Source organism: Pseudomonas sp. LAP_36, from assembly GCF_019456785.1.
Lineage (GTDB): Bacteria > Pseudomonadota > Gammaproteobacteria > Pseudomonadales > Pseudomonadaceae > Aquipseudomonas > Aquipseudomonas tritici.
In genome coordinates, this window is record NZ_JAHZMS010000003.1 from 1 (window position 1) to 12,465 (window position 12,465).

Annotated in this window: 14 protein-coding genes; 9 read left to right on the forward strand and 5 right to left on the reverse strand. The window is 58.7% G+C overall.

Going from position 1 to position 12,465, the window contains the following annotated elements:
- Positions 1–101 precede the first annotated feature (101 nt).
- Positions 102–1,301, reverse strand: coding sequence for a tyrosine--tRNA ligase (tyrS, locus tag JBO08_RS11070; protein WP_065881612.1), 1,200 nt, complete (start codon positions 1,299–1,301; stop codon positions 102–104).
- Positions 1,302–1,510: 209 nt separating this feature from the next.
- Here tyrS and JBO08_RS11075 point away from each other — a divergent pair, with 209 nt between their 5' ends.
- Together JBO08_RS11075 and JBO08_RS11080 are read left to right on the forward strand one after the other, a co-directional pair.
- Complete coding sequence (locus JBO08_RS11075) at positions 1,511–2,929, forward strand: peptidoglycan DD-metalloendopeptidase family protein (RefSeq protein ID WP_065871762.1); 1,419 nt, start codon at positions 1,511–1,513, stop codon at positions 2,927–2,929.
- 3 nt (positions 2,930–2,932) lie between these two features.
- Positions 2,933–4,024 (forward strand): anhydro-N-acetylmuramic acid kinase, encoded by a 1,092-nt coding sequence (locus JBO08_RS11080; RefSeq protein ID WP_065891387.1) that lies wholly within the window; start codon positions 2,933–2,935, stop codon positions 4,022–4,024.
- A 77-nt stretch (positions 4,025–4,101) separates the two neighbouring features.
- Here the strand turns inward: JBO08_RS11080 and erpA are convergent, their stop codons facing one another.
- Entirely contained in the window at positions 4,102–4,452 is a 351-nt protein-coding gene (gene erpA / locus JBO08_RS11085) for an iron-sulfur cluster insertion protein ErpA (RefSeq protein ID WP_003176443.1), read from the reverse strand.
- A gap of 164 nt (positions 4,453–4,616) precedes the next feature.
- Positions 4,617–5,651 (reverse strand): N-acetyl-gamma-glutamyl-phosphate reductase, encoded by a 1,035-nt coding sequence (gene argC / locus JBO08_RS11090; RefSeq protein WP_065871764.1) that lies wholly within the window; start codon positions 5,649–5,651, stop codon positions 4,617–4,619.
- Between the two features lie 135 nt (positions 5,652–5,786).
- On the opposite strand from argC, the gene hemJ reads away from it, so the two are divergent.
- From hemJ to coq7, 6 genes are all read left to right on the forward strand, one after another.
- Complete coding sequence (gene hemJ / locus JBO08_RS11095) at positions 5,787–6,215, forward strand: protoporphyrinogen oxidase HemJ (protein ID WP_065871765.1); 429 nt, start codon at positions 5,787–5,789, stop codon at positions 6,213–6,215.
- 24 nt (positions 6,216–6,239) lie between these two features.
- Entirely contained in the window at positions 6,240–7,202 is a 963-nt protein-coding gene (locus JBO08_RS11100; protein ID WP_065871766.1) for a nitronate monooxygenase family protein, read from the forward strand.
- A 69-nt stretch (positions 7,203–7,271) separates the two neighbouring features.
- Complete coding sequence (locus JBO08_RS11105; protein WP_065871767.1) at positions 7,272–8,234, forward strand: DUF805 domain-containing protein; 963 nt, start codon at positions 7,272–7,274, stop codon at positions 8,232–8,234.
- Between the two features lie 62 nt (positions 8,235–8,296).
- Positions 8,297–9,085, forward strand: coding sequence for an SDR family oxidoreductase (locus tag JBO08_RS11110; RefSeq protein ID WP_065871768.1), 789 nt, complete (start codon positions 8,297–8,299; stop codon positions 9,083–9,085).
- Between the two features lie 46 nt (positions 9,086–9,131).
- Entirely contained in the window at positions 9,132–9,470 is a 339-nt protein-coding gene (locus JBO08_RS11115; RefSeq protein ID WP_003194682.1) for a histidine triad nucleotide-binding protein, read from the forward strand.
- A gap of 116 nt (positions 9,471–9,586) precedes the next feature.
- Complete coding sequence (gene coq7 / locus JBO08_RS11120) at positions 9,587–10,234, forward strand: 2-polyprenyl-3-methyl-6-methoxy-1,4-benzoquinone monooxygenase (RefSeq protein ID WP_065871769.1); 648 nt, start codon at positions 9,587–9,589, stop codon at positions 10,232–10,234.
- Positions 10,235–10,304: 70 nt separating this feature from the next.
- On the opposite strand, the gene JBO08_RS11125 is transcribed toward coq7, so the two are convergent.
- Positions 10,305–10,727 (reverse strand): OsmC family protein, encoded by a 423-nt coding sequence (locus JBO08_RS11125; protein ID WP_005792019.1) that lies wholly within the window; start codon positions 10,725–10,727, stop codon positions 10,305–10,307.
- A 246-nt stretch (positions 10,728–10,973) separates the two neighbouring features.
- Here JBO08_RS11125 and crp point away from each other — a divergent pair, with 246 nt between their 5' ends.
- Positions 10,974–11,618: a cAMP-activated global transcriptional regulator CRP gene (gene crp / locus JBO08_RS11130; protein ID WP_065871978.1), complete on the forward strand. Its 645-nt coding sequence runs from the start codon at positions 10,974–10,976 to the stop codon at positions 11,616–11,618.
- Here crp and JBO08_RS11135 read toward each other — a convergent pair.
- Positions 11,615–12,310, reverse strand: coding sequence for a lipoyl protein ligase domain-containing protein (locus JBO08_RS11135; protein WP_065881616.1), 696 nt, complete (start codon positions 12,308–12,310; stop codon positions 11,615–11,617). The genes crp and JBO08_RS11135 overlap by 4 nt on opposite strands.
- Positions 12,311–12,465 lie beyond the last annotated feature (155 nt).

A 12,465-nucleotide genomic window follows, 5' to 3' on the forward strand; every position in this document is an offset into this window, starting at 1 on the left:
GCATAACTCTTTGTTTACCAAGGAGTTTTCCGTTTCGACTGCGCCGGAAGTGGGGCGAATTATAGACAGATATAAATCGCCGTCAACACTTAATTTCAGGTTTATTCGGATTTAAGCGTAATACGCGCAAATGCCTTCTTTCCAGCCTGGCAAACGTGGGTAGCGCCCAGCTCGTATATAAAGGTTCGATCTACAACCTCACCATCTATACGCACACCACCGGAACCCAACAGATCACGCGCAACCGCCGAGTTCTTCACCAAGCCCGCCTTATTAAGGACAGCAGCGATCGGCATCGCCTCGGCTGCGGACAGCTCAATCTCCGGCAGATCATCCGGCAGCTCGCCATCCTTCATACGGTTACCCGCCGCACGGTGAGCATTGGCCGCAGCCTCTTCACCATGGAAGCGCGCAACGATCTCTTCCGCCAGCTTGATTTTCACGTCACGCGGGTTAGCGCCCGCCTCTACCTCAGCACGCAGCGCGTTGATCTCGTCCATCGAGCGGAAGCTCAGCAACTCGAAGTAGCGCCACATCAGCGCATCAGGAATCGAAACCAGCTTGCCGTACATCACACCCGGCGCTTCCTGGATACCGACATAGTTACCCAGGGACTTGGACATCTTCTTGACGCCATCCAACCCCTCCAGCAACGGCATGGTCAGAATGCACTGAGCCTCCTGCCCATACGCACGCTGCAGTTCACGCCCCATCAAGAGGTTGAATTTCTGATCAGTACCACCCAGCTCAACATCAGCACGTAACGCTACCGAGTCGTAGCCCTGAACCAGCGGATAGAGGAACTCATGAATAGCGATCGGTTGGTTGGTGGAGTAACGCTTGTCGAAGTCATCACGCTCAAGCATGCGCGCAACGGTGTACTGGGAGGTCAAGCGAATGAAGTCCGCCGGCCCCATCTGATCCATCCAAGTGGAATTGAACGCCACCTCGGTCTTGGCCGGATCAAGAATCTTGAATACTTGTGTCTTGTAGGTCTCGGCGTTATCGAGTACCTGTTCACGGGTCAACGGCGGGCGCGTGGCACTCTTGCCACTTGGGTCACCGATCATCCCGGTGAAATCACCTATAAGGAAGATGACCTGATGCCCCAGCTCCTGGAACTGACGCAGCTTATTAATAAGCACGGTGTGACCCAGGTGCAGATCCGGCGCGGTCGGATCAAAGCCAGCCTTAATACGCAGGGGCTGACCACGCTTGAGCTTTTCGATCAGCTCAGCTTCGACCAACAGTTCTTCCGCACCACGTTTTATCAGCGCTAGCTGCTCTTCAACCGACTTCATAACAGACCCGCAAGGCTCAGATTCAAAAGGGAACCAACCATACAAGATCAGGGACTAATTACAAGTTTTGCCCTGCGAACGGACACCGTTCAGCAAGCCCAGCGTTCGCGAGCTTGCGCCACAGATGATTTGGTTATATTTTATACAGTTATTTCATCTTCATCATGTCATTCATCTTTTCCATTTCATCTTCAAAGTCAAAATTACCTATGACCACTGAACCGTCTAAAGCGCCGCCGCTTTACCCGAAGACCCACTTGCTCGCCGCAAGTGGCATCGCCGCCCTTCTCAGCCTGGCACTCCTGGTATTCCCTTCCAGTGACGTAGAAGCCAAACGAACATCCCTGAGCCTTGACCTGGAAAGTCCAGTTGAACAACTGACACAAGATCAAGACGCTTCCGACGCGCAACAAGCCACAAATGCACCCGCCGACTCACCGTTCGCCCAGATAGAAAACAGCCCGGAAGACACACAGCAAGCTGCCGCGACGCAGTCTGCGCCGACTGTTGAGGTGGCCAAGAGTCCTCAGCACCGCGAAGTCATCGTGGGTAAGGGCGATACACTTTCGACACTGTTCGAGAAAGTCGGCCTGCCTGCCGCTACCGTCAACGACGTACTGGCAAGCGACAAACAAGCCAAGCAATTCACCCAGCTCAAACGCGGTCAAAAACTTGAATTCGAACTGACCCCCGACGGCCAGCTCAACAACCTCCACAGTACCGTCAGCGACCTTGAAAGCATCACGCTGACCAAAGGCGCCAAGGGCTTTGCCTTCAACCGCATCACCACCAAACCGGTGATGCGCTCCGCTTACGTTCACGGCGTGATCAACAGCTCCCTGTCGCAATCTGCCGCCCGCGCCGGACTGTCCCACAGCATGACCATGGACATGGCCAGTGTGTTTGGCTACGACATCGACTTCGCACAGGACATCCGTCAAGGCGACGAATTTGATGTGATCTACGAGCAGAAAGTCGCCAACGGCAAAGTGGTCGGCACTGGCAACATCCTCTCCGCACGCTTCACCAACCGCGGCAAGACCTACACCGCCGTGCGCTACACCAACAAGCAAGGCAATAGCAGCTACTACACCGCCGACGGCAATAGCATGCGCAAGGCCTTCATCCGTACTCCGGTAGACTTCGCTCGCATTAGCTCGCGTTTCTCCATGGGTCGCAAGCATCCAATTCTGAACAAAATCCGCGCCCACAAAGGCGTCGACTATGCCGCGCCACGTGGCACGCCGATCAAGGCAGCAGGCGACGGCAAAGTGCTGCTGGCCGGCCGTCGTGGTGGCTACGGCAATACCGTGATCATCCAGCACGGCAACACCTACCGTACGCTGTATGGCCACATGCAAGGCTTTGCCAAGGGTGTGCAAACCGGCGGCACCGTGAAGCAAGGCCAAGTGATCGGCTATATCGGTACCACTGGCCTCTCTACCGGGCCGCACTTGCACTATGAGTTCCAAGTCAATGGCGTACACGTCGACCCGCTCGGCCAGAAGCTGCCGATGGCCGACCCGATCGCCAAGGCCGAGCGTGCACGCTTCATGCAACAGAGCCAGCCATTGATGGCACGCATGGACCAGGAGCGCTCCACCCTGTTGGCTTCGGCGAAGCGTTAAGGTATGGCGCTCTATTTAGGCGTGATGTCCGGGACCAGCCTCGATGGACTGGACATTGCCTTGATCGAGCAAGATCCGGCGATCAAGCTGATCGCCACGCACTACATTCCCATGCCGGAAACCCTGCGCGCGGAGTTGCTTGCTCTGTGCGCCAGCGGCCCAGATGAGATCGCCCGTTCAGCCATTGCCCAACAGAACTGGGTGAGTCTTGCTGCTCAAGGCATTCACACGCTGCTCGATCAACAAAACCTCAAGCCTCAGGACATTCGCGCAATTGGCAGCCATGGCCAGACCATCCGCCATGAACCCGCCCGGGGCTTCACCGTGCAAATCGGCAACCCAGCCCTGCTCACCGAGCTGACGGGTATCACCGTGGTCAGCGACTTCCGCAGTCGTGATGTTGCCGCCGGCGGCCAGGGCGCCCCGCTGGTGCCTGCATTCCATGAAGCACTGTTCGGTGAACACACCGGTAACCGCGCGGTATTGAATGTGGGAGGTTTCAGCAATCTCAGCCTGATCGAGACCGGCAAACCTGTAGCCGGCTTCGACTGCGGCCCAGGCAATGTCCTGCTGGATGCATGGATACACCAACAACGCGGCGAACACTTTGATCGTGATGGACAGTGGGCGGCGAGCGGCAAAGTAGAGCCTCAACTACTCAACGACTTGCTCAGTGACCCATTCTTCGTGACCAAGGGCCCTAAAAGCACCGGGCGCGAAGTGTTCAACCTGGGATGGCTGCACCAACACCTCGGCCACTTACCCGCTTTCGAGCCTGAGGATGTGCAGGCCACGCTGCTGGAGCTGACCGCCCTGACCATTGTCGATTCCCTACAGTCCGCCCAGCCCCAGACAGAAACGCTGCTGGTGTGTGGTGGCGGCGCTCACAACGCCACGCTGATGAGTCGGCTGGCCGCGTTGTTGCCATCAACCCAGGTCAGCAGCACCGCCACCTACGGCGTGGACCCCGACTGGGTAGAAGCCATGGCCTTCGCCTGGCTGGCCCATTGCTGCCTTGAAGGCATTGCCGCCAACCGCCCCAGCGTCACCGGTGCACGCGGGCTTCGGGTACTGGGCGCGATCTACCCTGCCTGACCGCTTCCAGGATCCGCAGACAGCAAAACGCCGCTTGGCCTATCACAGCCAAGCGGCGTTTTTGCATGCCCTGTCGATCAGATCGAGAACGAAGACCCGCAACCACAGGTGGTGGTAGCGTTAGGGTTCTTGATCACGAAACGCGAACCTTCCAGACCTTCCTGATAATCCACCTCGGCGCCTGCCAAATATTGGAAGCTCATCGGGTCCACGACCAAACTCACGCCTTCGCGCTCAACGATGGTGTCATCATCGGCTACATCTTCATCGAAGGTAAAACCGTACTGAAACCCTGAACAACCGCCGCCCGTAACAAATACGCGCAGCTTCAAGCGATCATTACCCTCTTCATCGACCAGGCTCTTCACCTTGTGCGCAGCACCGTGGGTGAATTGCAAAGCCGTGGGGGTGAAGGATTCAACGCTCATGCTGATAATCTCCCGGCGTACCGCCGCCATATGCGTAATGGCGGGCATTATCCGCTTCTCCTAGAAAAGCGGTCAACTATTGTTACGGTATATCAATCTGCGCTGCCGCCATTAAAAACACAAAAGGCCCGATCACGGGCCTTTTGCTTAACCGCTGAACAGCGTTAAGGCAGCATGCCTGCGTGGGACAAGCCCAGCTTCTCATCCAGGCCAAACAAGATGTTCATGTTCTGCACCGCCTGGCCCGACGCGCCCTTGACCAGGTTATCGATCACCGACAGCACCACGACCAGATCGCCATCCTGCGGACGATGCACGGCAATCCGGCACACATTGGCGCCGCGCACGCTGCGGGTTTCCGGATGGCTGCCGGCGGGCATAACGTCGACGAACGGTTCGTTGGCATAACGTTTTTCGAACAGCGCCTGCAGGTCTACCGAGCGATCAACCACCGTTGCGTACAACGTAGAGTGAATGCCGCGAATCATCGGCGTCAGGTGCGGTACGAACGTCAGGCCCACGTCTTTACCGGCCGCGCGACGCAGCCCCTGGCGGATTTCCGGCAAGTGACGATGCCCTTTTACCGCATAGGCCTTCATGCTTTCCGCCGTCTCGGAGTAAAGCGAACCGACCGCCGCGCCACGACCAGCGCCGCTCACGCCCGACTTGCAGTCTGCGATCAAGCGCGAAGCGTCCGCCAACCCAGCTTCCAGCAATGGCAGGAAACCCAGCTGAGTCGCTGTCGGATAGCAACCCGGTACCGCGATTAAACGCGCTTGCTTGATCTGCTCACGATTGACTTCCGGCAGGCCATAGACAGCCTCTTTCAGCAATTCCGGCGCACCGTGAGGCTGGCCATACCACTTGGCCCACTCATCAGCGTCCTGCAAACGGAAATCCGCCGACAGATCGATCACCTTGGTGCCCGCGGCCAGCAGCTCACCGGCCAAGGCATGGGCAACACCATGAGGGGTGGCGAAGAACACCACGTCGCAGGCACCCAGGGTCTTGATGTCCGGAACGCTGAACGCCAGGCCATCGTAATGGCCTCGCAGGTTCGGATACATGTCGGCCACGGCCAGGCCGGCCTCGGATCGGGAGGTGATGACCACCACCTCAGCTTGCGGATGTTGAGCCAACAGACGCAGCAATTCGACACCGGTGTAACCCGTGCCGCCGACGATACCGACCTTGACCATAAACCTGCCCTCAACGAACCACTGGAAAGCCGTCGATAATAGGGGCCGTATCGTCCTGCGACAACCGTCAACGTGACGTACGGGCGCATGAGCCACTACTATCTTCAGTTACCGTGAACCTGGGAATAACTAGAAATGCTCTATCTATGGATCAAAGCCTTCCACATTGTCAGCATCGTCTGCTGGTTTGCCGGGCTGTTCTACCTGCCACGCCTGTTCGTCTACCACGCCCAAAGCGAGGACACCGTCAGCAAGGAACGCTTCAGCGTCATGGAGCGCAAGTTGTATCGCGGCATCATGGGACCGGCGATGGTGGCCAGCCTGGTATTCGGTATCTGGCTGATCGCCCTTAACCCTGGCATCTTTCAATCGGGCGCCTGGATCCACGCCAAGCTGACGCTGGTGGTGTTGCTGATCGGCTACCACCATATGTGCGGTGCGCAGGTAAAACGTTTCGCCCGTGGCGAAAACACCCGCAGCCATGTCTTTTATCGCTGGTTCAACGAAGTACCCGTTCTGATATTGCTGGCTATCGTAATTTTGGTCGTGGTCAAACCGTTCTAACTTCAATTACCCGGGGTACCTCCAATGTCGCTGCCCGCTCTGCTTGAACAACGTCTGCGCCTGCCCGTCGTGGTTGCGCCGATGTTTCTGATTTCCAACCCGCAACTGGTCCTGGCGTGCTGTCGCAATGGGGTGGTCGGGAGCTTCCCGGCGCTTAACCAACGCGAAAGCAGCGGGTTCAAGGCATGGCTGGAGGAAATCGAAGCGGGCCTGGCAGCGCTGGACAATCCTGCGCCCTACGCCGTCAACCTGATCGTGCACAACAGCAACCCGCGCCTGGAGGCAGACCTGGCGATCTGCGTTGAACACAAAGTGCCGATCGTCATTACCAGCCTGGGCGCTGTGAAGGAATTGGTAGACGCCGTGCACAGCTACGGTGGCCTGGTGTTCCACGACGTCACCACTCGGCGCCACGCTGAGAAAGCGGCCGAAGCCGGCGTGGATGGCCTGATCGCCGTAGCTGCAGGTGCCGGCGGCCATGCTGGCACTTGGAGCCCCTTCGCACTGATCGCCGAGATTCGCCAGTTCTTCGACAAAACACTACTGCTGGCCGGCTGCCTCAACCACGGGCACGAGATGCTCGCCGCCCAACTGCTCGGCGCCGACCTGGCCTATTTCGGCACTCGCTTTATCGGTACCACCGAAAGCCATGCCCCGGATGCCTATAAAGAGATGCTGCTCACATCGCGCGCCGCCGACATCGTGCACACTCCTGCTGTCTCCGGCGTCCCCGCCAGCTTTATGCGCCAGAGCCTGGAAAACGCCGGTTTCGACCTCGCAGCCCTGCAAGGCAAAGGCGAAGTCAATTTCGGCTCCAAGCTCAAACCGTTGAGCGACGAGGCTAAAGCATGGAAGACTGTATGGTCTGCCGGCCAAGGCGTCGGTGAAATTGATGATTTGCCAAGCGTCGATGAACTGGTTGCGCGCCTCGATGCCGAATACCGCAAGGCACGCGAACAGGCCGCTCAACTGCGCTGGCCACGCTGACCCAACCGCAAGTCCCGCCAATTGAGCGGGCCTGCACCACCTCCCTGAACAAGTGACAAGGAAGCCCGCATGAGCGACAACCGTTTCAAGATTGTGTTTGATGGGGCCTTGCTCCCGGGTGTCGAAAGCACCACGGCCAAACTGAACCTGGCCGAGCTGTTCAAGAGCGAAGTTGAAGCCATCGAGAAGCTCTTCACCGGCCGCCCGGTTGCGCTCAAACGTGACCTGTCGCGCCCGGATGCGGAAACCTACCTCACCGCGCTGAAAAACGCCGGGGTCGACGCACGCATCGAAGCCGAACAACCCGTAGCCTTCAGCCTCGCCGAAACCCATGAGACGGATTCCGGCGCTTCCGACTTCTCCCGCCCGGCCGCTTCACCCTATGCACCGCCGCGCGCTGCCGTAGGTGAAAACCTGCCGGAGTATTCCACTCTTAAAGTCTTCACTATCCACGGGCGCATCGGGCGACTGCGGTATCTCGCCTGGACCCTGGTGTTGACCCTAGCGATGCTGGTCGCGGGTGGCATCATCAGCACCGTCAGCTTTGCGGTAGCCACCGCCTCGCCAACCGCAGGTACCATCCTTGGGGTGTTGCTGGGTCTCGCGTTGTTTGTTGCGCTTGTGTGGGTCAGTGTACAAATCGGTGTGCAGCGCCTGCACGATCTGGGGTGGTCAGGCTGGCTGTATTTCCTCAACCTGGTACCGCTGGTGAACAGCGTCTTCCCGATCCTGTTGCTGGTATTGCCAGGGAATGCAGGCGCCAATCAATACGGCGCGCCACCACCCCGCAACTCCACGGCGGTAAAAGTCCTGGCCACGCTGTGGTTGGCGTTTATCCCAGTCATGCTCGCCATCGTGGTGACCCTGGGCATGAACGGTTACCTGAACCAACTCGAAGCCAACATGGACAGCAGCTACGAAAGCAGCTCCATCACCGCCGATGAAGATGCCGACCAAGCCACGGCCGTAGAAGAAGACGAAGCGCAAAGTGCTGACGAAGCGGGCGAACCTGTAGACTCTCCAGAACAGTAAAGAAACGCCCCGGCCTGTGATGCCTTTGTCACAGGCGCGGCGGTGGTGCGATGGAGAAAGGCATGACCCGTTACGCTCTGATCACCGGCGCCTCCAGCGGCATCGGCCTGGCCTTGGCCGAAGCGCTGGCCCGTCGCGGCCGCAGCTTGATTCTGGTGGCCCGCCAGCGTGATCAGTTGGAAAGCATTGCAATCGAATTGACTCAACGCTTCGGTGTCGAGGTGCTGTTCCGGGCCTGCGACCTGGGCGAGCCACTGCGCTTGTCCGGGTTCCTGCTGGAGCTTGAAGAAGGCGAACGGCAGATCGACTTGCTGGTGAACTGCGCCGGCATCGGCACCAGCGGCCCCTTCCTGGCTCAGGACTGGATGACCGAGCAGGACCTCATGGAGGTCAACATCCTGGCCCTGACCCGTATGTGCCATGCCCTGGGTAACACCATGGCCCTGCAAGGCGGCGGGCAGATTCTCAATGTGGCGTCCGTCGCGGCATTCCAGCCAGGCCCGTGGATGAGCACCTACTACGCCAGCAAAGCCTACGTACTGCACTTTTCCGAAGGTCTGCGCGAAGAATTGAAGACCTGCGGCATCAAGGTCTCGGTCCTCTGCCCCGGCCCGACACGCACCGCATTCTTCGGCACCGCGCAAATGGACACCGCCAAGCTCGACGGCAGCCAACAACTGATGAGCCCCGAAGAAGTGGCGCTTTATACCGTGCGCGCCCTGGAAAAGAACAAAGCCATCATCATTCCCGGCCGACGCAACCGCTGGATCGCCTTCAGCCCACGTTTCAGCCCCCGATGGCTGACCCGCAAGATCGCCGGTGCCATTAACAAGGCCTATTGCCCGCGCTGACCGGCTGAGTACACTCACCCTGCACATTCATAATGGAGAAACAGCTGTGGATACTCTGTTCACCAAGATCATCAACAGAGAAATACCCGCGAAGATTATCTACGAGGATGACCAGGTCCTGGCCTTCCACGATATTGCACCGCAGGCACCCGTGCATTTTCTGGTCATTCCTAAGAAACCTATCCGCACGTTGAACGACCTGACTGAAGACGACAAAGCCCTAGCAGGCCATATTCTGTTCACCGCCCAGCGCCTGGCCGTTGAGCAAGGCTGCGAAAAAGGTTTTCGTGTGGTGATGAACTGCAACGAAGACGGCGGGCAGACCGTTTATCACATCCATATGCACGTGCTGGGTCAGCGCCAGATGAACTGGCCGCCGGGCTGATCGGCCCTCGAGCAAGGGTCGTGCCCCAGGCTGCGACCCCATGCCCTTGACGCGGCGCAAACGCTTCCCCCTCTCTTGCGGTAAACTGGCCGCCGAGATTCTTCCCGGAGGTCAGCATGACTACCCAACGTCACTACTCGCCGATTGACCGTTTGTTGCTGCAAGCCGACACGGCCATGCGCACGCTGCTGCCATTCAGCGGCCAACCGTATCGCCCCTCGCCCGCCATCGTGCGTCCCGACGCACAGATGAGTGAGACCGAGACCCGCCACGTCGCCGGCCTGATGCGCATCAACCACACCGGTGAAGTCTGTGCCCAGGCGCTGTACCAGGGCCAGGCGCTGACCGCCAAGTTGCCGCAGGTACGCGCCGCCATGGAACATGCCGCCGAAGAGGAAATCGATCACCTGGCCTGGTGCGAGCAGCGCATTCGCCAACTCGGCAGCCATCCCAGCGTGCTGAACCCGCTGTTTTATGGCTTGTCGTTTGGTATCGGCGCTGCTGCCGGACTGATCAGCGACAAGGTCAGCCTGGGTTTTGTCGCGGCGACCGAGCGTCAGGTGTGCAAGCATCTGGATGAGCATCTGGAACAACTGCCGGCCGAAGACGAAAAGTCCCGGGCGATTCTTGAGCAGATGCGTATCGATGAAGAACACCACGCCGAAAGCGCACTGGATGCTGGCGGTTTCCGCTTCCCGGCGCCGGTGAGGTTAGGCATGAGCCTCTTGGCCAAGGTCATGACCAAAAGCACCTATCGTATCTAAGCGTATAAAATCCAGGCCAAAAAAAGGGCGCCGTCACAGCGCCCTTTCTTTTTGCCTGCCGATTGAGCGATCAGCCCAATTCGATGATTTCGTAATCATGGGTGATGGCCACACCGGCCGCGCCGAGCATGATCGATGCCGAGCAGTACTTCTCAGCCGACAGCTCGATAGCACGCTTGACCTGGGCTTCCTTCAACGCCCGGCCCTTCACCACGAAATGCATATGGATCTTGGTGAAGACCTTGGGATCTTCGGTGGCGCGCTCGGCTTCCAGGAAGGCTTCGCAGCTTTCCACGGCCTGGCGAGACTTTTTCAGAATGCTGACCACGTCGAAATTGCTGCAACCGCCTACACCGAGCAGGAGCATTTCCATCGGGCGTACGCCCAGGTTACGGCCACCGGCTTCCGGCGGGCCGTCCATGACCACCACGTGGCCACTGCCCGACTCACCGAGGAACATGGCTTCGCCCGCCCATTGGATGCGTGCCTTCATCGCCCAGACTCCACTGCTAAAAAAGGGTCGCCAGCTTAGCACAGGGCCCGCACGCGTCAGCGTTTCACGCAAAAGCGATCAATAGCAGGGTTTGCGCTGAAAATGAGCTAATCGAGACAGGATGTGTCTGTTAAGCTGGCGCCAAATGAGTGGCGCATCGCCACCATTTATACAACGTGTATCAATGCCGATACCGACGAATACAACAACTCCAACTACCTCGCGCAGTTTTTTCGGGATACAACCATGGTTGCCCTTACTCCCATATCCAAGATCAAGAATCTCGACAAACTGTTGATGCACTGCCAGCGCCGTCGCCATCCGGCCAAGCACAACATCATCTGCGCCGGCGAACGTTCAGAAACACTGTTCTTCATTATCAAAGGCTCGGTCACCATTCTGATCGAGGATGAAGACGGCCGCGAAATGATCATCGCCTACCTGAACACCGGAGATTTTTTTGGGGAGCTGGGGCTGTTCGAACAAGCCGGCAAGGAACAGAAACGCAGCGCCTGGGTGCGTGCCAAGATCGAGTGCGAAGTGGCTGAGATCAGCTACGCCAAATTCCGCGAACTGGCCCAGCAGGATCCCGACATCCTCTACGCCCTCAGCGGGCAGATTGCCCAGCGCCTGCGTGACACCACGCGCAAGGTCGGCGACCTGGCATTCTTTGATGTCACCGGCCGAGTAGCGCGCTGCCTGCTGGAGTTGTGCAAACAGCCCGACGCCATGACTCACCCCGACGGCATGCAGATCAAGGTCACACGCCAGGAAATCGGGCGCATTGTCGGCTGTTCACGGGAGATGGTCGGTCGCGTGCTCAAGGACTTGGAAGAGCGCAGTCTGGTGCACGTCAAAGGCAAGACGATGGTGGTGTTCGGCACCCGTTAACCCGGCAGGACGCTGGCCAGCATTTGACGATACAAGGTATCCAGCCGGCTGATCGCATCCGGTGCTGGGAAGGCTTCGTGCAGAGCGATATGGCTGTCGGCGCGAACCCGCTGCTCGAGACCGCAGGCTTCGTTGAAGCGGTTGACCGCCGCGATCAACGCATCCCGGTCGTTATCCAGCAACAAGGCACCGTGCACCAACCCCACCGGGCGGCCACCGCTTTGGCGCCAGCGCTGCGCGGTGCCGACCATTTTGCGGCCGTTAAGGTTGACGTTGTAGCGACCGTCGCAAAATGCCCCGTCGATTTCGCCGACAGAGGCGTCGCCACCCAGCTCGATCAGCAAGTCGCAGATCGGCTGGCATAAACGCAAGTAGCCGGTTTCGATGCGGTTCTGATCGCCCTCGCTGCGCGGTGGCGCGTAGACCAGGGCGATATTGACCGTGGCACTTGATTGCGGCACCGGCTCACCACCGGTCTCGCGTAGCAATACAGGCCAACCGGCGGCGGCCGAAACCTGGCTAGCGGTTTCGAACGCCGGCAGCCGACTTAAACGACGCGGCATCACCAAGGCTTGATCGCTGGGTTGCCAGAACAGCAGGCCGAATTCCTGCTCACCAGCGCAAACGGCTGCCAGCAAGGCTTGCTCGGCGGCCAGCCCAGCTTCAACAGTCATCGACACCGGCTTAGCCATCAAACACCTATATCCCTAGGTAAACACAAAACCAAATGTGGGAGCCGGGCTTGCCCGCGATGCAGGCACCTCGGTCCTTCAGTTACTCCGAGGTGATGCTATCGCAGGCAAGCCAGCTCCCACATTTAGACCGCACTTCAAATCCTGACCGTGTT